This window comes from Streptomyces sp. NPDC102259 (assembly GCF_044766465.1).
Taxonomy (GTDB): Bacteria; Actinomycetota; Actinomycetes; order Streptomycetales; family Streptomycetaceae; genus Streptomyces.
On the sequence record NZ_JBIWMA010000007.1, the window covers coordinates 22869 to 44365 of the forward strand.

The following is a 21497-nucleotide window of genomic DNA, read 5'->3' on the forward strand; positions in this document are numbered from 1 at the left end:
GTCGCTGTTCGTCGCCCTGCTCGTCCCGCTCATCCTGCTCATCCTGCTCGTCCTGCTCGTCCTGCTCGTCAAGAAGCCCGCGTCAGGCGCCGGTGGCGCCGTCTCAGGGGGTGTCGGCGAGGGCGATGCGTGCCGTGATGCGTTTGCCGACCGGTTCCTGCTCGATGAAGAGGTCCTCGGTGACGGCCTTGACGATCTCCAGTCCGTGCTGGCCGATCCTGCCGGGATCGCCGGCCCGCGCCACGGGAACGGTCGGGTCGCTGTCCCACACGACGACTTCCACCGCACGGGCGGTGAGGCGCAGTTCCATCAGGACGGGACCGGGGGCGTACTTGCGGGCGTTGGTGACCAGCTCGCTGACCACGAGCTGGGTGAGGTCCCTCGCGCGTGCGGGCACGGGCAGGCGATGGTGGGCATGGGCCCGGTCGAGGAAGGCGATGGCGTGGTGGCGGGCGTCCGCGATGCAGCCGTCGTCCGCGCCCAGGGCATAGCCCGCGCGCATCAGATGCCCGTTCCGCCCGCCACGGCCGTCACCGCCGTCACCGCCGGCGTGGGATTCCTCCACGTTTCTCGCCCTCACTCCCCCGTTCACGTGCGCCGGTACCCGCGATCGCGCCGTGCATGCCACGGGGGTGCCGTTCGGCGCAGCCGCCCGGGTGCATGCCGCCGCGGTGGTGGGGCAGAATCTTCCGCGCACGCCCTGACCCGGGGCCAGCCGAACGCAGTCGAGGAGACGGTGACCGACATCGAGAAAGCGGACCGGCCGGGGAGCCTGTCCGTCGCGCATCGCGTGGTCGACGGCGTCCGTGTGGTGACCGTGCACGGCGAGATCGACCACGACGTCAAGGACGTCCTCAGGGAAGCCCTGCTCTGCGAGGACGGCGCGGTGCCGCCCCTGCGGGTCGTGGCGGACCTCAGCGGAGTGACCTTCATGGACTCCAGCGGCATCAACGTCTTCCTCGCCGCGTACCGGCAGGTGACCGGCGCACAGGGCTGGCTGCGCATCGCCGCCGCGCAGGAGCCCGTCCTGCACGTCCTGCGACTGGTCGGCGTCGACGCCCTCCTCGCCTGTCACCCCACCATCGAGCAGGCCCTGAACCCCGACCCGGAATGACGTCGGGCAGTTGGTCCGTCCCCGGGGCGGCTCGCTCGGTCGACGACGGGTGCCTGGGCTGTTCAGGGCCTCACAGGGTAGGCGGGACGAAGCGGTTTCGCGCAGGGTCGCCGCCCGGGCGAATGGGTCGGGCGCGCAGAACGGAGGAAGCGATGTCCGAGTCCCGCCCGTCCTCGGCCGCCCGTGTCGTCGTGGGGGTGAGCGGCTCGCTGGGGAGTCTCACCGCCCTGGGCCGGGCCGCCGACGAGGCGCGGCGCCGGGGAGCCGAACTCTGGCCGGTGCTGGCCTGGGAGCCGCCGGGCGGGGAGCTCGCCGCCCGCAGGTCGACGGCCGCGGCCGTCCTGGTCGAGGACTGGGAGCGACTGGCGCGTGAGAGGCTGCTCGGCGCCCTGCGCGAGGTCATCGGGGACGACGGCCATGGGTTGCGCACGCGGGCCCTCATCGCGCGCGGCACCCCGGGTCCCGCGCTGGTCGGGACCGCCGACCGGGAGGACGACCTGCTCGTGATCGGCGCCGGACGGCGTGGCCTGCTGCACCGGGCGCTGTGGCCGTCGACCAGCCGCTACTGCCTGGCCCGCGCCGCCTGCCCGGTGCTGGCGGTGCCGCCGTCACCGCTCCAGGCCGCCCTGGCCGCCGCGCACCGCCGGAACGCGTGGCGGCTGAGACTGGACACCGGGCACCTCGCGAGGGAGTTCGCGACGGTGCCGCCCGACCGCTGAGGCCGCGCCTCGGGGCGATAGTAGCCATGTACTCTATCGCCCATGAGTGAGCGCAAGGGTCCCGAAGCGGCGACGCCCGGTTTTCTGGTGTGGCGGCTGTCGACGAAGTGGCGCGTGGCCGTGGACCGGGCGGTGGCCCCGCTCGGCCTCACCCACGCCCAGTACTCGCTGGTCGCCTCGCTGTACGGGATGCAGCGCGCCGGCGAACGGCCCAGCCAGCGCCGCCTCGCCGACCACACCGGACTCGAGCCGCTCTACGTCTCCAAGCTGGCGCGCGCCCTGGAGTCCGCCGGCCTGCTCGAACGCACCCGGGACCCCCGCGACCCGCGCGCCGTGCAGCTCGCCCTGACCGAGCAGGGGCAGGACGTGACGAGACGGGCCGTCAAGGTGGTCCAGGGACTTCTGGAACAGCTGCTGGAACCGCTCGGAGGCCTGACGAGCCCGCGGACCCGCGCACTCACCGGCGAGCTGTCCCTCCTGCTCGACGTACCGCTCGACCCCACCGACGGGAGAACGCGGGAGTGACGATGCCGACGCCCCCCACCCCACCACCCGGCGGGTCGATGCGGAGCCTGCGGAGCTGACACGCGCGGCTCGGTGGCACACCCGCCAGGTGGTGGAATATTCAATCACCGTGCCCGGTTGTCGGCCTCGAAGGAGGCACCAGTGGACACCACGTACGAGACGACCGACGACACCGCCTACTACGCCCACGGAACGCCGGCCGAGCGGTGGGAGCGGGCGCGGCTGTTCTTCGCCGCGAAGGAGTACACCGCCGCCGCGCGGGTGCTGGCCGGACTGGTCGAAGAGGTGCCGGAGCAGACCGGACCGCGGCTACTGCTGGCCCGCGCCTACTATCACTCGGCCCAACTTCGGCGCGCCGAGACCGAGTTGCGGCAGATCGTCGAGCGTGACCCGGTGGAGCAGTACGCCCGGCTGATGCTGGGCCGCACCCTGGAGCGACAGGGGCGGCACACGGAGGCGGGACCGCACCTGCGGCTCGCCTCGGCGCTGGCCGGCGACTTCCCGGAGGCCTGAGCCCGCACGACGAGCGGCCCGGCGGTGACCTCCACCGCCGGGCCGCTTCCGTGCCCGGGCCCGTTCAGGCGGCCGTCCGCCGCCCCCGCCGGTGCGCGACCTCGCCGAGGACGACGTCCACGACCAGGAAGCCGGCGAGCGGGATGCCGAGGAGCGGGACGAAGTAGGCCACCACGGCGACCGCCGCCATCAGCGGGACGAGGACGTGGGGCGGGACCTGCGCCCAGGCGCCGCGCGGAATGGGCCGGCCGAAGGCGGACCCTCGGCCGCGCTGCCACCACATGCGGTAGCCCCACACGATCAACAGGATCAGGGAACCCGCGAGGAGCATCAGCGCGAGCTGGTTGACCAGGCCGAACAGGACGCCGGTGTGCAGGTCGATGCCCCAGCGGGTCAGTTTGGCGAGCAGCGGGTGGTCGTCGAACCGCAGCACGTCGGTGACCTCGCCGGTGGCCGGGTCGACCGCCACCGCGTCCTGCTTCTCGGGCCAGCTGCGCTGCACCTGCTTGACCACGTATGCGGAGGAGGCGTCCGCGGGCGGGACGATCTCGACCGGGTCGCCCAGCCCCTCGGCCCGCGCGGCGGCCAGGATCGCGTCGAGGCCGACGCCGTGCTCGCCGTCCCCGCCCGCGCCGGAGGCCGCGTCGTGACCGGCGTGCTCGCCGCCGCCCGCGGCCGCAGACACCGACGGGGTGGCCTGGCCGAGCGAGGTGCGCAGCACGTCGATGTTGGCGCCCGCGTACGTGGACCAGGTCAGTCCGGTCGCGGACAGGAAGACGAAGCCGACGGCGGCCCACACGCCGACGGTGCCGTGCAGACCCAGCGTGCGGCGTCGTCCGGCGGTGCCGCGGACCTTGCGCAGGGCGCGCCGCCGGGAGAACCAGAGCACCGGACCGCCGCCCGCGATCACCCACAGCCAGCTGGCGGCGAGTTCGCTGTAGAGGCGGCCGTTCTCGCCGAGGTGCAGATCGCGGTGCAACTCGTCGATCCAGGTGCGCAGCGGCAGCGCGCCGGTGGAGCCGTACTGCTCCAGCGCGCCCCGTACCTTGCCCGTGTACGGGTCGACGAACACGGCGAGGGTGTGGGCGGCTTCGACGCCCTCGACGCCGGACAGCATCACCCGGGTCGTGGCGTCGTCCGCCGGCGAGGGGCGGACGGCCGAGACCGTGCCCTCGGGGTGGGCCTTGCGGGCGGCGTCCACCTGCTCGGAGATCGGCAGCTTCGCGTCGCCGGCCGGCACGGTCATCTCGTGGGAGTACACGAGCTTCTCGGCCTGGAACGCGCCGGCATAGAGGAACCCGGTGACGGCGGCGACCAGCAGGAACGGCGCCACGAACACGCCGGCGTAGAAGTGCAGACGCAGTATCAGCGGGCGCAACGGGGCCCATGGGCCGCGGGACTTCGGCGCGGGGGCCGCTGCTTGCGGGGCCTCGTCCGATGAGGGCCCTCCCGTTCGAGCGGAGCCCGGAGTGGGGGAGGTCGAGGGAGCGGTGGACATGGCGGGGCTTCTCCGGGGGCAGCAGGAGTGGGGCGGGGACAGCGGTCCGGGGGACGTTCTTCAGCCGTGACGCACCAGTAGTCGGCGGCGGACCGCACCGAGTTCCCGTCGCTTCGAGTGACGTGAGTCACACCGCGCGGTCGTGGCATGCTGGTCCGATGGCATCTCCCAGTCCCCGCGCGCCCCTTGCCGACCGGATCGAGGAACTCCTCGCCCCCGGCGGCCCGTTGCCCATCGTCGCGGCCGGAGACCCGGTCCTGCGGACGGGCACACCGCGCTACGAGGGCGAGCTCGACCCCGCTCTGCTGGCCCGGTTCGTCGAGGCCCTGCGCGTCACCATGCACGCGGCGCCGGGCGTCGGCCTCGCCGCCCCGCAGGTCGGTGTGGAACTGCGGATCGCCGTCATCGAGGACCCGGCGCCGGTGCCCGAAGAGGTGCGGCTGGCCCGCGGCCGGGTGCCCCAGCCGTTCCGGGTCCTGGTCAACCCGTCGTACGAGCCGGTCGGTTCGGCCCGCGCCGCCTTCTTCGAAGGCTGCCTGAGCGTGCCGGGCTACCAGGCGGTGGTGACCCGGCACGCCGAGGTGCGGCTCACGGGTGCGGACGAGCACGGCCGGCCGCTGGACGAGGTGTTCGGCGGCTGGCCCGCCCGTATCGTCCAGCACGAGACGGACCACCTCGACGGTCTGCTCTACCTCGACCGGGCCGAACCGCGCTCGCTCTCGGCCAACGAGGCCGTGCTCGAGCGCTGGACGCAGCCGACGGCGGACCGCGCCGCGCGGGCGCTGGGGTTCGAACTCCCCTGAGCCGCGGGCCGGTCGGGTTCCGTCAGTTGTCCCGGTAGGCCTCCAGCAGCCGCAGCCACACCTCGCTGAGCGTCGGGTAGGACGGGACGGCGTGCCACAGCCGGGCGAGCGGGACCTGGGCGGCGACCGCGATCGTCGCCGAGTGGATCAGCTCGCCGACGCCCGGACCGACGAAGGTGACGCCGCGCAGGATCTCCTGCTCCAGGTCGACGACCATCCGGGCACGGCCCTTGTAGCCCTCGGCGTACAGGCCCGCTCCGGCCACCGACGACATGTCGACGTCGACGGCCCGCACCCGGTGTCCGGCCTGTTCGGCCTCGGCGAGCGAGAGGCCGACGGCGGCCGCCTCCGGGTCGGTGAAGACGACCTGGGGGACGGACTCGTGGTCGGCCGTGGCGGCGTGGGCGCTCCACGGGTCGCTCTCCGGCAGCTCGGAACCGGCCGCGCGGGCGGCGATGGCGGCGCCCGCTATCCGGGCCTGGTACTTGCCCTGGTGGGTGAGGAGCGCCCGGCGGTTGACGTCGCCCACCCCGTAGAGCCAGTCGGTGCCGGTGACGCGCAGACTGTCGTCGACGGTGAGCCAGGAGCCGGGTGCCAGGCCGACGGTGTCCAGGCCGATGTCGTCGGTGCGCGGGGCGCGGCCGACGGCGAAGAGGATCTCGTCGGCCTCGATGCGTTCGCCGGTGTCGGTGACGACCACGACGGTGCCGTCGGAGCGGGTCACCGACGCCACCGAGGTGCCGGTGCGTACGTCCGCGCCGGCCTCGGCGAGCGCCTCGGCGACCAGTTCGCCCGCGAACGGCTCCATCCGGTCGAGCAGGCCCTTGCCCCGCACGAGGAGGGTGACCTGCGAGCCGAGCGCCTGCCAGGCGGTGGCCATCTCGGTGGCGACGACTCCCCCGCCGACCACGACGAGCCGGCCGGGCGCGGACTGGGCGCTGGTGGCCTCCCTGCTGGTCCAGGGCCTGACCTCGGCGAGACCCGGCAGGTCGGGCAGGGCGGCGCGGGTGCCGGTGGCGACGACGACCGCGTGGCGGGCCGTGAGCACCTTGTCCCCCACCGTCACCGTGCGCGGCCCGGTCAGTCTGCCGTGGCCGCGGTACAGGTCCGCGCCGATGCTCTTGATCCAGTCGACCTGGCCGTCGTCCGTCCAGTCGCCGGTGAACCAGTTGCGGCGGGCGAGGACCGCCGCCGTGTCCAGCGGGCCTTGCACCGCCTCGCGCAGGCCGGGCAGCCTGCGGGCGTCCGCTTGGGCGATCACCGGGCGCAGCAGGGCCTTGCTGGGCATGCAGGCCCAGTACGAGCACTCGCCGCCGACCAGTTCGCTCTCCACTACCGCGGTGGTGAGGCCGGCCGCACGGGTGCGGTCGGCGACGTTCTCCCCCACGGGCCCGGCTCCGAGCACCACCACGTCGTACAGGTTGGCTTCCGTTTCCGTCATGGGGTCAGTCTGGTGGGTGGTGTGCCGCGTGGCCACACGGGTAGGGGCGCGGAATACGCGTCGGGTCGGCCGTGTTGTCGCGGACGGCTTCACCCCATGTCAGGAGACCCCTGACAGGAAGCACCGGGAAGAGGAATCACGCCATGAGCAGCACCGTGGAGCTCACCAAGGAGAACTTCGACCAGACGGTCACCGACAACGACTTCGTGCTGATCGACTTCTGGGCGTCCTGGTGCGGCCCGTGCCGTCAGTTCGCCCCGGTCTACGACAAGGCCGCGCAGGAGAACCCGGACCTGGTGTTCGGCAAGGTGGACACCGAGGCGCAGCCGGAGCTGGCCGCGGCCTTCGGCATCCAGTCGATCCCGACGCTGATGATCGTGCGGGACCGGGTGGCCGTGTTCGCCCAGCCCGGCGCCCTGCCCGAGGCCGCCCTCACGGACGTCATCGGACAGGCGCGCAAGCTGGACATGGACGAGGTCCGCAAGTCCGTCGAGGAAGAGCAGGCCAAGGCCGGGGCCGACGACTCCCCGGCCACCCAGGGCGAGTAGTCCCGGGACTTCCTAGAAGGGGTACGGCGCGACGTCCGCGCGCACCGTCGTCCAGCGCACGTCGGTGAAGGCCTCGAGGTTGGCCTCGCCGCCGAAGCGGGCGCCGGTGCCGGAGGCGGCGACCCCGCCGAAGGGGGCGACGGCCTCGTCGTTCACCGTCTGGTCGTTGATGTGCACGATGCCGGTCGGGACGCGTTCGGCGAGTTCCAGGCCGCGGGCGGCGTCGCGGGTGACGATGCCGAGCGAGAGGCCGTAGGAGCTGCGCGCGGCCAGTGCCGCCGCCTCGTCCACCGTGTGGAAGGAGCGTACGGGGGCCACCGGGCCGAAGACCTCCTCCGCGTAGGCGGGGGTGTCGTCGTCGACGCCCGCGAGGACGGTCGGCCGGTAGAAGAGGTCCTCGTGCCTGCCGCCCGCGGCGAGCTTGGCGCCGGCCGCGGTGCTGGCCTCCACCAAACCGTGCACCTTGGTGAGTTGACCGCCGTCGATGAGCGGGCCGAGGTGGACCTGCGCGCGGTGCGGGTCGCCGACGGCGAGGGCGTCGGCCTTCGCCGCGAGCCGCTCCACGTACTCCTCGTAGAGGGAGGCGTGCACCAGGTGGCGGCCGGTGGTCATGCAGATCTGGCCCTGGTGGAAGAAGGAACCCCAGGCCGCGGTGGAGATCACCGCGTCCAGGTCGGCGTCCTCCAGCACGATCAGGGCGGAGTTGCCGCCGAGTTCGAGGTGGGCCCGCTTGAGATGGCGGCCTGCGACCTCGCCGACCGCCCGGCCGGCGCCGGTGGAGCCGGTGAAGGAGATCACCGGCACGCGCGGGTCGGCGACCAGGGCCGCACCGGTCTCGGCGCCGCCCGGGAGGATGTGCAGGAGGTTCTCGGGCAGGCCCGCCTCCGCGAAGACCGCGGCCAGGGCCAGGCCGCCGCACACCGCCGTACGCGGGTCCGGCTTGAGGACGACCGCGTTGCCGAGGGCGAGGGCGGGCGCCACGGACCGGATCGACAGGATCAGCGGGGCGTTGAACGGGGAGATCACGCCCACCACGCCGACGGGCACGCGCCGGGTGTACGACAGCCGGGGCGCCTCGCTGGGCAGCACCTGTCCGGCCGGGCGGGAGGCGAGTGCGGCGGCCTCGTAGCACTCCTGGGCGGCGACGTGCAGCTCGAAGTCGGCCTTGCCGGGTATCGAACCGGACTCGCGGACGATCCACTCGCGCAGCTCTTCGGCGTGCGCGGTGAACAGGTCGCCGGCCTTGCGCAGCACTCCGGCGCGCACGAAGTGGGGCAGCCGGGCCCACTCGGCCTGCGCGGCGCGGGCGGCCTCGGCGGCGGGGCCGACGTCCGCGGCGCCCGCCAGGTCGACGGTGCCCAGCGGGTCGCCGGTGGCGGGTTCGGTGACGGTGTACCGGGGGCCCGACAAGGTGCGGGACTGCCAGTTCTTGGGGTCGAGCAGCGGCATGAAGGCTCTCCGATCGGTGACCCGCGGGACTCGCGGCTCTCACAGGGGGAGGGGAAGTCCCGTGTAGTTGGCCGCCAGTTCGGCGGCGGCGTGGCGGGATGCGGTGATCCGGCGCAGCCGGGCGAGCTGCATCCGATGGTCGAACGCATCTCCATCTGGTTGAGCGTGCAACATCCTAGTCATGTCGTCGGAAAAGCGGGTCGCCTGCCACACACGTCGCAGACTGAGGTCCGAGTACCCGTCCAGCAGCCTCGTGGACCCGGTGGCGTGCAGTTCCGCGAAGGCCCTCCCTAGCAGCCGTACGTCCGAGACGGCGAGGTTGAGCCCTTTGGCGCCGGTCGGCGGCACGATGTGGGCGGCGTCCCCCGCGAGCAGGAGCCGGCCGTGCCGCATCGGCTCGTGGACGAGGCTGCGCAGCGGCGTCACGGACTTGCTGATCACGGGGCCGCGGCGCAGCGTCCAGTCGGCGTCGACGGCGAAGCGGGCGGTGAGTTCGTCCCAGATCCGGTCGTCGGGCCACTCCCGCAGGACGGTGCCGTTGGGGACCTGGAGGTAGAGCCGGGAGATCCGCGGCGACCGCATGCTGTGCAGGGCGAAGCCGCGTTCGTGGCGCGCGTAGATCAACTCCTCGCAGGAGGGCGGCACTTCGGCGAGGACACTGAGCCAGGAGTACGGGTAGTCGTGCTTATACGTCCGGCCCGCGTCGACCGGGAAGGCGTCGCGGGCGACGCCGTGCGAGCCGTCGCAGCCGACCACCCACTCGCAGGAGAGGGTCCGTTCGCGGCCCTCGTGCCGGAACCGCACGACGGGCGACCCGCTCAGCGGCTTCTCCACGGCGAGCGCCGCCGCCTCGAACAACAGGGGCGGCCCGTCGGCGAGTTGGAGGGCGACGAGGTCCTTCACGAGCTCCGTCTGGGCGTAGATCGTGACCGTACGACCACCGGTGAGGACGGGGAAGTCGAGGTGGTGGCGTTCGCGGTCGAAGCGCAGCTCGATGCCGTGGTGCACCAGGCCCTCGGCGTCGAGCCGGCCGGCCGCGTCCGCCGCGCGCAGGGCGTCGACCGTGCCCTGCTCCAGCATTCCGGCACGCTGACGCCGCTCCACGTACTGCCTCGTCCTGCTCTCCAGGACCACACAGTCGACGCCCGCGCGGTGCAGCAGCCGGGCCAGGAGCAGCCCCGCGGGGCCGCCGCCGATGATGCCGACCGTCGCACGCATGGCACGCCTCCCCTGCGACCGTAGTTCAGCTGGAGTCGCGCCGCACCACGGTGACTCCGAACGGTTCGTGCGACTCAGGGGCGGCCGCGGGGCCGCGCACCGCCCGGTCGACCAGCGAGGCCAGGTCGCGGCCGGAGGGCAGCGCGATCCGGACGGTGCTGAGCCGGGGCCGCAGCAGCCGCCCGAGCATCAGGTCGTCGGCGCCGATGACGGCGACGTCCTCGGGGACGCGCACGCCCGCGCTCTGCAGAGCGCGCATCAGCAGCATGGCGTACTCGTCGTTGTAGGCGAAGACGGCGTCGAGGCCGAGGGCGGGCCAGCGGGCGGCGAGGGCGGCCGCGGACTCCTCCGTGTAGGCCAGGGACAGCTCGGTGACGGTGGCGTCCGTGCCGTGCAGCGCCTCGCGGGAGCCGGCCAGCCGGGGCGCGGAGAAGATCTCCATGCCGCGCTCGGCCGGGACGACCACCCCGATCCGGCGGCGACCGCGGGCGTACAGGTGCGCGGCGGCGCTGCGGCCGACGTCGGCGTGGTCCAGGAGCAGCGCGCGGGCGCCCTCGACCGCCTCGGGACCGAGGGTCACCACGGCCCGGGCGCCGGACCTCTTCAGCACGGCGACCCCCTCGGGGCCGATGCCGGGGCTGGGCACCAGCACGGCGACGGGCCGCAGTTCGGCCCAGGCCCGGGCGGCGTCGTCACCGCGCAGACCGGTGGCGCCGTACTGGACCACGGTGTAGTCGAGGCGGCTGAGCGCCCCCTGGAAGTCGTGCACGAACTGGGAGTAGAGGGGGCCCGCCGGGACGGGCAGGGTGGGCATCAGGACCATGCGGCTGTGTCCGGCCCGCAGGGTACGGGCGGCCGCGTGCGGCACGTACCCGAGTTCCTTGGCGGCCTCGTGCACGCGACGGCGGGTGGGCTCGCTGATGCGTACGGCGCTGGCGTTGTTCAGGACGTAGGAGACGGTCGCGCGCGAGACGCCGGCCAGGCGGGCCACGTCGGCGCTCGTGGGCACGGGGCGCGGCACCGGCGGCTTCGTCGGCGCGGGCGTGTTCGGTATCTGCACCATGACGTACGGCATCTTGGCAGAAGCAGTGAGCGGGCCTCCGGGCGGGGGACGCCGAAATCCGATGAGCCGTCAACGAACATGTTCGTCACGTACTTGTTCGTGACGAACATGTTCGGTACCGTGAAGGCATGACAGCACGCCCCGCCACCCCGCGCAGCCGCCGCGAACGCCCGGCCAAGCCCGCTCTGAGCAGGGAGGGCATCGTGGCCGCCGCCCTCACGGTGCTGCGCGCCGAAGGCCTGCGGAAGGTGACCATGCGGCGCCTGGCCGAGGAGCTCGACACCGGCCCGGCCTCCCTGTACGTGTACGTCCGCAACACGGCGGAGCTGCACGCGGCCGTGCTCGACGAGCTGCTCGGCACGGTCGGACCGACATCGACCGAGGGAAGCTGGCGCGAGCGGCTGGAGGGGGTGCTCACCTCCTACACCGCGATGCTCCTCGCCCACCCGGACCTCGCCCGCTCCGCGCTCACCGCCCGGCCCAGCGGCCCGCACTACCTGAACCTGATCGAGACCCTGCTGGCCCTGCTCGACGAGGGCGGGGTGCCGCCCGCGCAGGCCGCGTGGGGCGTGGACCTGCTGCTCCAGCACGCCACCGCGACCGCCGCCGAGCACACGGACGAGGCCTCCCAGGAGGACTGGGACGCCCTGCGGCAGGCGGTGCTCGATGCCTCGGAGCGGACCCACCCGCACATCGCCGGGCTCGCCGGACCCCTGCTCTCCGGACCGCCCGAGGCCCGCCTCTCCTGGGGGTTCCAGACCCTGATCGGCGGCATCGAGCGGACCGCCGTACCCGAATGACGACCACAGGAGGACTCATGCACCACCACCCCGTAGCGATCATCGGCGCCGGACTCGGCGGCCTCACCCTCGCCCGTGTGCTGCACGTGCACGGCGTCGAGGCGGCCGTCTTCGACCTGGACGCCTCCCCCACCGCCCGCACCCAGGGCGGCATGCTCGACATCCACCAGGACTCCGGCCAGGAGGCGCTGCGCGCCGCCGGACTGCACGAGGAGTTCCGGGCGCTGGTCCTGCCCGGCGGCCAGGCCACCCGGGTCCTCGACAAGGACGCGGTGGTCCGCTTCGAGGAGGCCGACGACGGGTCCGGCGAGCGTCCCGAGGTCGACCGCGGCGCCCTGCGCGACCTGCTGCTGCACTCACTGCCCGAGGGAGCGGTCCGCTGGGGCCACAGGGTCACCGGCGCGCGTGCGCTGGGCGACGGGCGGCACGAGGTGCGGCTCGAGGACGACTCCGCCTTCACCACGGACCTGCTGGTCGGCGCCGACGGAGCCTGGTCGCGGATCCGCCCGCTGGTCTCCGACGCCCGGCCCGCGTACACGGGCGTGTCGTTCGTCGAGACGGACCTGCTGGAGGCGGACGCACGCCATCCGGTGAGCGCCGGGGTGGTCGGCGGCGGGTTCCTCTTCGCGCTCGGCGCCGGCAAGGGGTTCCTCGCCCACCGCGAGCCCGACGGCAGCCTGCACGTCTACACCGCCCTGCGGGTCGCCGAGGACTGGGCGGACGGCGTCGACTTCGGCGACGCCGAGGCTGCCAGGGCTCAGGTGCTGGAGCACTTCGCGGACTGGGACAAGAGCCTGCGGGCGCTGGTCGCGGACGCCGACGGACCGCTGGTGCCGCGCCTGATCCACGCCCTGCCGGTCGGCCACCGCTGGGACCGCGTCCCCGGCGTCACCCTGCTCGGCGACGCCGCCCACCTGATGTCGCCGTTCGCGGGCGAGGGCGCCAACCTCGCGATGCTGGACGGCGCCGAACTGGGCCTGTCCCTGGCCGCCCACCCGGGCGAGCGCGAGGCCGCGCTGGCCGCCTACGAGGAGAAGCTGTTCCCGCGCAGCGCGACCGCCGCGGCCGACTCCGCCCGCAACGGCGAGACGCTGTTCGCCGAGGACGCCCCGCAGGCCGTCGTCGACCTCTTCACCCAGCAGCCCTGACCGGCGTCCCGCTCGGCACATCGTTCGGCACACCGCTCGGCACATCGCTCGTCACCCGGTCGACGAGTTCGCTCCAGCCGGCCTCCAGGCGCGCCGCCGGCATGCCGCACTGCCGGGTGAGGTGATGGACGAGGACCGGGCTGAGGTACCCCATCAGCGTGTGGGCCAGCAGCTCGACGTCCGCGTCGGGCAGCGCCTGGCGCAGCAGCAGCACCAGGTGGCTGTGATGGACACGGCGCGGGGGCACGGAGTACCGGCGGTCGGGTCCGGGCTCGGCCGCCAGCTGAAGGTCCAGTTCGTCCACGGCCCGCCTGAGCATGGCGACGCCGAACGCCCGCAGGCGCTCCACGGACTCCGCGCCCGGTCCCAGCGGCGGGGGACCGCTCAGGAACGCGGCCTGGAAGTTGCGCTCCGAGTGGTCCAGGAGCGCGGTCAGCAGCCCGGTGCGGTCGCCGAAGCGCCGGAACACCGTGCCCTTGCCCACGTTCGCCGCGCTCGCCACCGCCTCCATCGTGACCCCGGCCGCGCCGTGCTCGGCGATCAGCCGGGCGGCGGCGTCCAGCAGCCTGGCGCGGTTGCGGGCCGCGTCGGCGCGCAGGCACGGCTCGTCACCGGCCGGCCCCAACTGCAGCAGTTCGGGCTCGGTCAGGTTCTCCTCGGGCTCCGGACAGGGAGGCAGAACGGTGGACATGAACTCAGCGTAAAGCATCGGGAATGAAACTGGACCGCGGTCCGGTTAGGGTGCTAGAACATTAAACGGACCTCGGTCCGTATTCGTATCAGCAATGTTTCAGCCTCTGGGAGTACCCATGTCTGTCCGCATCCTCGCGCTCGTCGGCAGCCTTCGCGCCGGTTCGACCAACCGCCAGCTCGCCGAGGCGGCCGTCAAGGTCGCTCCCGAGGGCGCCGACGTCGACCTCTTCGAGGGCCTGGCCGAGATCCCCTTCTACAACGAGGACCTCGACGTCGAGGGCAGCGTGCCGGCCGCCGCCGCCAAGCTGCGTGCCGCCGCCCAGGCCGCCGACGCCTTCCTGCTCTTCTCCCCCGAGTACAACGGCACCATCCCGGCCGTCCTGAAGAACGCCATCGACTGGCTGTCCCGCCCGTACGGCTCCGGCGCCTTCGGCGGCAAGCCCGTCGCCGTGGTCGGCACCGCGTTCGGCCAGTTCGGTGGCGTGTGGGCGCAGGACGAGGCCCGCAAGGCCGTGGGCATCGCCGGCGGCAAGGTCATCGAGGACCTCAAGCTCTCCATCCCGGGCTCGCTGACCCGCTTCGCCGAGACCCACCCGGTGGACGACGCCGAGGTCGCCGCCCAGCTGACCGAGGTCGTGGCCCGTCTGCACGGCCACGCGGGCGAGGTCGCGGCCGCCTGACCACCCCTGACCGTCTGACCACCTCACCGCCTGACCGCCCGACCGCCTGACGGGCGGAACGGCGAGACTGCACGACGGCAGCGCGACGTGGTGGCCGAAGGGGTCTGGAGCGGTTTCCGGGCCCCTTTCGTCGTACGCGCCCCCGGCGTGCGCGGCGTACACGCCCCGGGCGTACACGCCCATGGTGCGCGCCCCTGGTGCGCGCCCCCGGCGCCGGTCAGTCCAGCTCGGCCAGCCGCAGCACGGCGGGGGCCACGAAACGCTCGATCCAGACCGCCGTCTCCCCCAGGCGCGGCGCGAGGATCACCGTGTCGACGCCGAGCTTGGTGTACCCGGTGAGGTCGCGCAGAAGGCCGTCCAGGTCGCCGTCGGTGGCGGCGTCGCCGGAGTAGGTGATCGTCTTCAGGACGGTGTCGTAGTCGCGCCCCTCCGCCTCGCAGTGCCCGCGCAGGACCTCCAGCTTGTGCCGGACCTCCTCGGGGGTCGAGGCGAAGAGATTGCAGGCGTCCGCGTACCGGGCGACCAACCGCAGCGTCTTGCGCTCGCCTCCGCCGCCGATCAGGATCTCCGGGTGCGGGGAGCTGACCGGGGCGGGCACGCACAGGGTCTCGGCCAGCCGGTAGTGCTCGCCCTCGAACGGCCCGTCGTCGTCCGGGTCCCACATCTGCAGGCAGACCCGCAGGGCCTCCTCCAGCCGCTCGAACCGCTCCGCCGTCGACGGGAAGGTCACGCCGAGCCCCTCGTGCTCACGGTCGTACCAGGCGGCCCCGATGCCCAGCGAGGCGCGCCCGCCGGACAGCACGTCGAGCGTGGTGGCGATCTTGGCGAGCAGTCCGGGGTGCCGGTAGGTGACGCCGGTGACCAGGGCGCCGAGTCTGACCGTGGAGGTGTGGGCCGCGAGATACGCCAGCGTCGCGTACGCCTCCAGCATGGGCGCCTCGGCGCCGCCGTTGAACTCCATCTGGAAGTAGTGGTCCATCACCGACAGCCGGCTCACCCCGGCCGCCTCCGCGGCGACACCGGCCGCGGCGAGCTCGGCGCCCAGCGCGGGCGCGCCCCCCGCGTTGCCGAACTGGTTGATGTGCACGCCCACGCGCATGTCCGTCTCCGATCGTCCGGTCCTGCGGTCCTTCGGTCCGTTGATCCTTCGGTCCGTTGATCCTGCGGTCCTGCGGTCCCGCGGTCCCGCGGTTTTTTTCCTCGCCGCTCACCGGCCCCGGTGACGCTAGACCCTGGAGCGCTCTCGAAGTCAAGGGACACCGGCCGGACCGGGGCGCGCGTCTTCGTCCGGTCATCCGATCGGCGAATGTCGTTCAACTCGCGGACCGCGTCCCGTCGCGTCTGATAGGGCTGGGCAGATGCAGACCCTCTATCGACGACTGCTCGACCTGATGCCCCGTATCGGGATCCAGGTGACCGACCTCGGACCGGGGACGGCGGTGGTCTCGCGGCGCGGCGGCCCGTACCGGGTGACCGGCGCGGACAAGGACACCTGGGTGCTGCGGCGGACCCGGGACGGTGCGCGGTCCGAGGTCGCCGAGGGCGGCGCCGTACGACTGGGCGACACCGGCGCGCTGCTCCTGATGGAGAACCCGGGCGGACTGGACGAGCGCGGACTCCAACTGGCGGCCGCCGAGTACCTCTGCACGCAGCACGTGGTCGCGATGCTGGAGCTCTACGGCGTGAACTGCGTCTTCGACGTCGGAGCCAACAACGGCCAGTACGCCAAGCGGCTGCGGAAACTCGGCTACACCGGCCGGATCGTGTCCTTCGAGCCCACCTCGGAGACGTTCGCCCGCCTCGAGAAGGCCGCGGCGGAGGACCCCGACTGGCAGGTGCACCGGTGCGGACTCGGCCGCGAGGAGACGACGGCCGAGATCCACGTCGGCTGGAAGACGATGAACTCGCTGCTGCCGGCCAGCGACTACGGCAAGGGCCGCTACAGCAGGTTCACGAAGGCCGACACCGAGGAGATCCGCGTCCGCCGACTGGACGAGGTCATGGCCGAGGCACTGGACGGCCTCGCCGAGCCGCGCCCCTTCCTGAAGATGGACACCCAGGGCTACGACCTCGAGGTGTTCGCCGGCGCCGGGGAGCGGATCGCGGAGTTCGTGGGGATGCAGTCCGAGGTCGCGGTGCTGAAACTGTACGAGGGCAGTCCTGGCATGGGGGAGGCCGTCGCGGTGTACGAGGCCGCCGGGTTCGGCATCACCGGCATGTACCCCGTGACGCGCGAGGCGAGTACGGGACGGGTGATCGAGTTCGACTGCGTGCTGATGCGGGCGGACGCGGCGCCTACACCGTAGAACCGTCCCGCTCCGCCCCCTCCTGCCGCTCCTGCCGCTCCTGCCGTGCGGAGGCCCGCAGGCTGGTGAAGGTGGTGACCGCGAGGACGAGCACGATGAACCCGAGCGAGAAGGGGATGCCGATCTCGGGCACGTGCACCCCGGATTCGTGCAGCGCGTGCAGCACCAGCTTGACGCCGATGAAGCCGAGGATGATCGACAGGCCGTAGCTGAGGTGGACCAGCTTCTTCAGCAGGCCGCCGATGAGGAAGTACAGCTGCCTGAGGCCCATCAGCGCGAAGGCGTTGGCGGTGAACACGATGTACGGGTCCTCGGTCAGGCCGTAGATGGCGGGGATCGAGTCGAGGGCGAACAGCACGTCGGTGGAGCCGATCGCGAGCATCACGACCAGCATCGGGGTCATGACCCGCTTGCCGTTCTGCTCGATCCACAGCTTCGTCCCGTGATAGCGGTCGGCCACGCCGAACCGCTTCTCCACGGCCTTCAGCAGCTTGTTCTCCTCGTACTCCTCCTCGTGGTCGCCCTTCTTGGCATCCTGGACCAGCTTCCACGCCGTCCAGATCAGGAAGGCTCCGAAGAGGTAGAACACCCAGGAGAACGTCGAGATGATCGCCGCGCCCGCGGCGATGAACAGCGCGCGCAGCACGAGGGCCACCAGCACGCCCACCATCAGCACCCGCTGCTGGTACTGCGAGGGCACCGCGAACTTGCCCATGATCAGGACGAACACGAAGAGGTTGTCCACGCTCAGCGACTTCTCGGTGATGTAGCCCGCGAAGAACTCCCCCGTCGGTTTGCCGCCCCCGAAGAGAAACACGCCGAGGCCGAACAGACAGGCCAGGACGACCCAGACGACCGTCCAGGTCCCGGCCTCGCGGACCGAGACGTCGTGCGGTTTGCGGCCGATGAAGAAGTCGGCGGCGACGAGCGCGCACAGCGCCGCGACGGTCAGCAGCCAGACGGAGGGCGAGACGTTCACTGGCGGTCACTCCTGGTACCTGCGTGGGGGCGAAAATCATTGTCGGCCGCGACGCGTCCTTTCCACCCCGCACAGGTGAACAAGAAGTCATGTCCTGGCAAGCTGCGGAGCGGGGGCGTGGCCGTCACCCGCCGAACGGCGGGCAGGTCCCGCCGTACGGCGGCGCCCCGGCGGGCGGCCGGTGGGCCGATCATGGGCCGCACGAGCCGCCGCGCAACCGCGCTCCGCATGAGGAGAAGCCCATGAAGTCCGCACCGCCGCCCTTCGACCCCGAACTCGGCGCCGCCCTGGAACTCATCCGGGAGATGATCCAGCCCGGACTGGCCCCCGAGGACATCGAAGCCGTCCGTCAGGGGCCGGGGATCGCCCTGCTGGCCGAGCTGGACCTGACCCTGGGCGGGGCCTTCGAGGTCGAGGACCGGACGGTGCCGGGGCCTCAGGGCTCCCCCGAGATCTCGCTGCTGATCTGCCGGCCCACCGGGCCGGCTCCGCAGCGCCCACGTCCGGTCGTCTACCACGTGCACGGCGGCGGCATGATCATCGGCAACAACCGGGTCGGTGTGGACGTGGCCCTGGAGTGGGCACGGGAACTGGACATGGTCGTGGTGTCCGTGGAGTACCGGCTGGCGCCCGAGCACCCGCATCCGGCGCCCGTCGACGACGTGTACGCCGGTCTGCTGTGGACGGCGGAGCACGCCGCGGAACTGGGCGCGGACCCCGAGCGGATCGTGCTCGCCGGGGCCAGCGCGGGCGGCGGCCTCGCTGCCGCGCTGGCCCTGCTGCTGCGCGATCGTCAAGGGCCGCGGCTGCTCGGCCAGTTGCTGCTGTGCCCGATGCTGGACGACCGCAACGACACCCCCTCCAGCCACCAGATGGCGGGCCTGGGCGTCTGGGACCGCACCGCCAACGAGACCGGGTGGACGGCCCTCCTCGGCGAGCGGCGCGGTGGCCCGGACGTCTCCCCGTACGCGGCGCCCGCCCGTGCCGAGGACCTGTCCGGCCTGCCTCCGGCCTTTCTCGACGTGGGCTCCGCCGAGACGTTCCGGGACGAGGTGGTCGCCTACGCCTCCCGGATATGGCAGGCCGGCGGGGTCGCGGAACTGCACGTCTGGCCGGGCGGTTTCCACGGCTTCGACGGCTTCGCGCCGCAGGCCGCGCTGTCCAGGTCGGCCCGCGCGGCCCACCTGGACTGGCTGCGCAGGCTGCTCGCCGAGTGACGCCCGCGGGCAGCGGCTCAGCGCTCGGCGGCTCAGCGGCTCAGCGGCTCAGCGGCTCAGCGGCTCAGCGGCTCAGCGGCGCACGAACTCCACGGCGCCCGAGCGGAAGCGGTGACCGCGCCCCTCCTCGTCGGCGCTCGCGTGCCGCATCATGGCCGTATGAAAGAGCTGGCCGGGCGCCTGACCGCACTGGACCCGGACGCCGGCGCCGCCGTGCGGGTCATCGCCTACTTCGACCGGCTGGCCGAGTCCCGGGCCGGCGTGGAGGCGCTGGTGCGCGGGGCCGCGGTGCTCGCCGGGGTGCCCGCGCGGCTCGTCGACGCCGACCGGCGGGTGCGGGTCCGGGTGGAGCCCGACGGGACGCGCCGGGACACGGAGCTGCCGCCGGACCCGGACTGGCCGTGCACGGCGCTGACGCCCGACGGCCCTCCCGCACTGTGGCTGGAACGCGCCGGAGCGACGCCCAGCGTCGTGGACGCCGTGATCCTGGAACGGGCGGTCGGCGCGGCCCGCGTCGTGCTCGACCGCACCCGCGGCCGGGCTCCGCTCGACGATCCCGCCCTGGTCGAGACGCTCCTCGACGCCACGGCCGGCGAACCGGCCCGGCTGCACGCGGCCCGCCGTCTCGGGCTGGGCACCGCCGAGGCGGCCCGCGCCCTGGCCACGCCCGGCGGCCGGCCCCGGGTGCTGTCCGCGGACGCCCGGGACGCGGTTCCGGCGGGCCGGGTGGGGGTCGGACCCGCCGTGCCGGTGCAGGACCTGCCCCGCTCCTGGGCCGCGGCCCGCACCGCGCTCCGCTTCACCGCGGACGGCACCGCGCAGGACCCGGGCCCCCGTGTCGTGTACGCCGACGAACTGGGCGGCATCGCCCTGCTGGCCGACCTCGTCGTGCCGGGAGCCGAGCCCCCGGCGGACGTCCTCGCGGTCGAGGCGGCCGCCGCGGACGCCCCCTGGCTGCTCACCACCCTGCACGCGGTCACCGCCACCGCGAGTCTGCGGTCGGCGGCGGCCGAGGCGAACGTCCACCACTCCACCCTCCAGGACCGGCTGGCCCACGCCGAGCATCTGCTGGGGTGGCCGGTGCGCACGCCCCAGGGCCGGCTGCGGCTGCACCTCGCGCTGACGATGCGGCGGCTGGCGCGGCCGTGACGGCGCTCCTCCGCGCCGGCGACGAGCCGCTCGGACCGGCCCCGGCGCCCGGGGCACTGCTCCCGAGTGAGGGGGCGACCTCCGGCGTCTCAGACCTTGGCCTGCTCGGGCGCGGCGCTCCGGTCGCCGGCGTCCTCGCCGGCCGCCGCGGCGCGGGCGGCGGGGATGACGGCGGCGATGCCCGCGGAGATCAGGGCGAGTGCGCCGCCGACCAGGAGCGCGGTGCGGAAGCCGTCCTCGGAGGCGAAGGTGTAGCCGCCCATGGTCGTGGTCATCTGGGAGAGGATCACGCCGATGACGGCGGAGCCGATCGAGGTGCCGAGCGAACGCATCAGGGTGTTGAAGCCGTTGGCGGCCGCGGTCTCCGTGAGCGGGACCGAGCTCATGATCAGGGCGGGCATGGCGCCGTAGGCGAGGCCCACGCCACCGCTGGTGATGAGCGTGACCACCATGACGCCCCAGGCGGAACCCATCAGGGCCAGGGAGACGAAGTAGCCGGCGGCCAGCACCAGGGCGCCGCAGACCAGCGTGAACTTCGGACCGCGGGCGTTGGTGAGCTTTCCGCCGAGCGGGGAGATCAGCATCATCATCAGGCCGCCGGGCGCCATCCACAGACCCGCCGCGAGCATCGACTGGCCGAGGCCGTAGCCGGTGGCCTCGGGGAACTGGAGCAGCTGCGGCATCACCAGCATGCTCGCGTACATGCCGAAGCCGATGAAGACCGAGGCGAGGTTGGTCAGGAGCACCCGGGGACGGGCCGTGGTGCGCAGGTCGATCAGCGGGTCGGTGGTACGCACCTCCCACACTCCCCAGCCGACCAGCGCCACGACGGCGGCGGCGAACAGACCGAGTGTGGCGCCCGAGGTCCAGCCCCACTCGGCGCCCTTGGAGACGGCGAGCAGCAGCGAGACCAGGCCGGCGCCGAGACCGATCGCGCCGGGCAGGTCGAAGCGCTGGCCCTTGGCGCCCGCGGGAACGTCCGGGACGAGCATGAAGATCAGGACGGCGACGGCGGCGGCCAGGGCGGCGGAGCCCCAGAACAGCACCCGCCAGTTCGCGTACTGGGCGACGGCGGCGGCCAGCGGCAGGCCGATGGCGCCGCCGATGCCCATGGAGGCGCTGACCAGCGCGATGGAGCCGCTGAGCTTCTCGGCCGGGACGACGTCCCGCAGCAGTGCGATGCCGAGGGGCACCATGCCCATGCCCATGCCCTGGAGTCCGCGTCCCACGATCATCGTCACGACGTCGGAGGCGAACGCGCACACCACCGAGCCCACGATCAGCGGCACGGAACAGGCGAGCAGCATCCGGCGCTTGCCGAGCAGGTCGCCGAGGCGGCCGACGACCGGCACGCACACGGCGGCCACCAGCAGGGTGACCGTGATCACCCAGGCGGCGTTCGAGGACGAGGTGTCCAGGATCTGCGGCAGCTCGGCGATGAGCGGGGTGACCAGCGTCTGCATGATCGCCGCGGTGGTGCCGGCGAAGGCCAGCGTGGCGATCACGGCGCCTGGGCGGGCCGTGGGCTGGAGAGCGGGGGCGCCCATGGGGACTCCTCGACTTGGGATGTGCGGTGAAGGATCCGCGCGAATGGATCCGCGCGAATGGATCCGCGTGAGGATGTGCATCGTACA

The 21497-nt window shown here is 73.1% G+C and carries 22 protein-coding genes; 12 read left to right on the forward strand and 10 right to left on the reverse strand.

All coding sequences use genetic code 11. From position 1 onward, the window contains the following. Nucleotides 1-103: 103 nt before the first annotated feature. Nucleotides 104-502 (reverse strand): ATP-binding protein, encoded by a 399-nt coding sequence (locus ACIRPU_RS18270; protein ID WP_403868727.1) that lies wholly within the window; start codon nucleotides 500-502, stop codon nucleotides 104-106. Nucleotides 503-736: 234 nt separating this feature from the next. On the opposite strand from ACIRPU_RS18270, the gene ACIRPU_RS18275 reads away from it, so the two are divergent. The 4 genes from ACIRPU_RS18275 to ACIRPU_RS18290 all read left to right on the forward strand — a co-directional run bounded on the left by ACIRPU_RS18275 (nucleotide 737) and on the right by ACIRPU_RS18290 (nucleotide 2871). Continuing rightward, nucleotides 737-1114 carry an STAS domain-containing protein gene (locus ACIRPU_RS18275; RefSeq protein ID WP_403868046.1) on the forward strand — a complete coding sequence of 126 codons (378 nt, stop codon included), beginning with the start codon at nucleotides 737-739 and terminating at the stop codon, nucleotides 1112-1114. Between the two features lie 152 nt (nucleotides 1115-1266). Then, nucleotides 1267-1833, forward strand: a complete 567-nt coding sequence (locus ACIRPU_RS18280; RefSeq protein ID WP_403868049.1) for a universal stress protein — start codon at nucleotides 1267-1269, stop codon at nucleotides 1831-1833. A gap of 42 nt (nucleotides 1834-1875) precedes the next feature. Next, entirely contained in the window at nucleotides 1876-2358 is a 483-nt protein-coding gene (locus tag ACIRPU_RS18285) for a MarR family winged helix-turn-helix transcriptional regulator (protein ID WP_403868052.1), read from the forward strand. Nucleotides 2359-2499: 141 nt separating this feature from the next. Beyond that, the gene (locus tag ACIRPU_RS18290) at nucleotides 2500-2871 is read left to right on the forward strand and encodes a tetratricopeptide repeat protein (protein WP_403868055.1); all 372 of its coding nucleotides are present in this window, start codon (nucleotides 2500-2502) and stop codon (nucleotides 2869-2871) included. A gap of 64 nt (nucleotides 2872-2935) precedes the next feature. Here ACIRPU_RS18290 and ACIRPU_RS18295 read toward each other — a convergent pair whose 3' ends face one another. Next, nucleotides 2936-4369 (reverse strand): PepSY-associated TM helix domain-containing protein, encoded by a 1434-nt coding sequence (locus ACIRPU_RS18295; protein ID WP_403868058.1) that lies wholly within the window; start codon nucleotides 4367-4369, stop codon nucleotides 2936-2938. Nucleotides 4370-4527: 158 nt separating this feature from the next. On the opposite strand from ACIRPU_RS18295, the gene ACIRPU_RS18300 reads away from it, so the two are divergent. Further along, nucleotides 4528-5172 (forward strand): peptide deformylase, encoded by a 645-nt coding sequence (locus tag ACIRPU_RS18300; protein WP_403868060.1) that lies wholly within the window; start codon nucleotides 4528-4530, stop codon nucleotides 5170-5172. A gap of 22 nt (nucleotides 5173-5194) precedes the next feature. Here the strand turns inward: ACIRPU_RS18300 and ACIRPU_RS18305 are convergent, their stop codons facing one another. Further along, nucleotides 5195-6613: a dihydrolipoyl dehydrogenase family protein gene (locus ACIRPU_RS18305; protein WP_403868063.1), complete on the reverse strand. Its 1419-nt coding sequence runs from the start codon at nucleotides 6611-6613 to the stop codon at nucleotides 5195-5197. Nucleotides 6614-6756: 143 nt separating this feature from the next. On the opposite strand from ACIRPU_RS18305, the gene trxA reads away from it, so the two are divergent. Continuing rightward, the gene (trxA, locus tag ACIRPU_RS18310) at nucleotides 6757-7161 is read left to right on the forward strand and encodes a thioredoxin (RefSeq protein ID WP_384115720.1); all 405 of its coding nucleotides are present in this window, start codon (nucleotides 6757-6759) and stop codon (nucleotides 7159-7161) included. Between the two features lie 12 nt (nucleotides 7162-7173). Here trxA and ACIRPU_RS18315 read toward each other — a convergent pair whose 3' ends face one another. The 3 genes from ACIRPU_RS18315 to ACIRPU_RS18325 are packed head-to-tail and all read right to left on the reverse strand — an operon-like array spanning nucleotide 7174 to nucleotide 10891. After that, nucleotides 7174-8610: an aldehyde dehydrogenase family protein gene (locus ACIRPU_RS18315; protein ID WP_403868066.1), complete on the reverse strand. Its 1437-nt coding sequence runs from the start codon at nucleotides 8608-8610 to the stop codon at nucleotides 7174-7176. A gap of 39 nt (nucleotides 8611-8649) precedes the next feature. Further along, nucleotides 8650-9828: a 4-hydroxybenzoate 3-monooxygenase gene (locus ACIRPU_RS18320; RefSeq protein WP_403868069.1), complete on the reverse strand. Its 1179-nt coding sequence runs from the start codon at nucleotides 9826-9828 to the stop codon at nucleotides 8650-8652. Between the two features lie 25 nt (nucleotides 9829-9853). Further along, a complete protein-coding gene (locus ACIRPU_RS18325; RefSeq protein WP_403868072.1) occupies nucleotides 9854-10891 on the reverse strand; it encodes a LacI family DNA-binding transcriptional regulator in 1038 nt (345 codons plus the stop codon). 128 nt (nucleotides 10892-11019) lie between these two features. Between ACIRPU_RS18325 and ACIRPU_RS18330 the strand changes: the two genes are divergently transcribed. Both ACIRPU_RS18330 and ACIRPU_RS18335 read left to right on the forward strand, forming a co-directional pair. Continuing rightward, a complete protein-coding gene (locus tag ACIRPU_RS18330; RefSeq protein ID WP_403868075.1) occupies nucleotides 11020-11691 on the forward strand; it encodes a TetR/AcrR family transcriptional regulator in 672 nt (223 codons plus the stop codon). Between the two features lie 17 nt (nucleotides 11692-11708). Further along, nucleotides 11709-12839, forward strand: a complete 1131-nt coding sequence (locus ACIRPU_RS18335; RefSeq protein WP_403868078.1) for an FAD-dependent oxidoreductase — start codon at nucleotides 11709-11711, stop codon at nucleotides 12837-12839. Here ACIRPU_RS18335 and ACIRPU_RS18340 read toward each other — a convergent pair. Next, nucleotides 12823-13548, reverse strand: a complete 726-nt coding sequence (locus ACIRPU_RS18340; RefSeq protein WP_403868081.1) for a TetR/AcrR family transcriptional regulator — start codon at nucleotides 13546-13548, stop codon at nucleotides 12823-12825. The two genes, ACIRPU_RS18335 and ACIRPU_RS18340, sit on opposite strands and share 17 nt — an antisense overlap. A gap of 100 nt (nucleotides 13549-13648) precedes the next feature. Here ACIRPU_RS18340 and ACIRPU_RS18345 point away from each other — a divergent pair, with 100 nt between their 5' ends. After that, the gene (locus ACIRPU_RS18345; RefSeq protein WP_355702163.1) at nucleotides 13649-14212 is read left to right on the forward strand and encodes an NAD(P)H-dependent oxidoreductase; all 564 of its coding nucleotides are present in this window, start codon (nucleotides 13649-13651) and stop codon (nucleotides 14210-14212) included. 217 nt (nucleotides 14213-14429) lie between these two features. On the opposite strand, the gene ACIRPU_RS18350 is transcribed toward ACIRPU_RS18345, so the two are convergent. Further along, complete coding sequence (locus tag ACIRPU_RS18350; RefSeq protein WP_403868084.1) at nucleotides 14430-15311, reverse strand: LLM class F420-dependent oxidoreductase; 882 nt, start codon at nucleotides 15309-15311, stop codon at nucleotides 14430-14432. A 259-nt stretch (nucleotides 15312-15570) separates the two neighbouring features. On the opposite strand from ACIRPU_RS18350, the gene ACIRPU_RS18355 reads away from it, so the two are divergent. After that, nucleotides 15571-16518, forward strand: coding sequence for an FkbM family methyltransferase (locus ACIRPU_RS18355; protein WP_355702165.1), 948 nt, complete (start codon nucleotides 15571-15573; stop codon nucleotides 16516-16518). Here ACIRPU_RS18355 and ACIRPU_RS18360 read toward each other — a convergent pair. Next, nucleotides 16508-17497, reverse strand: coding sequence for a TerC family protein (locus ACIRPU_RS18360; RefSeq protein WP_403868087.1), 990 nt, complete (start codon nucleotides 17495-17497; stop codon nucleotides 16508-16510). The genes ACIRPU_RS18355 and ACIRPU_RS18360 overlap by 11 nt on opposite strands. 242 nt (nucleotides 17498-17739) lie before the next feature. Here ACIRPU_RS18360 and ACIRPU_RS18365 point away from each other — a divergent pair, with 242 nt between their 5' ends. Further along, nucleotides 17740-18714 (forward strand): alpha/beta hydrolase, encoded by a 975-nt coding sequence (locus tag ACIRPU_RS18365; protein WP_403868090.1) that lies wholly within the window; start codon nucleotides 17740-17742, stop codon nucleotides 18712-18714. 159 nt (nucleotides 18715-18873) lie between these two features. After that, nucleotides 18874-19863 carry a helix-turn-helix domain-containing protein gene (locus ACIRPU_RS18370; protein WP_403868093.1) on the forward strand — a complete coding sequence of 330 codons (990 nt, stop codon included), beginning with the start codon at nucleotides 18874-18876 and terminating at the stop codon, nucleotides 19861-19863. Between the two features lie 89 nt (nucleotides 19864-19952). Here the strand turns inward: ACIRPU_RS18370 and ACIRPU_RS18375 are convergent, their stop codons facing one another. Further along, entirely contained in the window at nucleotides 19953-21410 is a 1458-nt protein-coding gene (locus ACIRPU_RS18375; RefSeq protein ID WP_403868096.1) for an MFS transporter, read from the reverse strand. Nucleotides 21411-21497 lie beyond the last annotated feature (87 nt).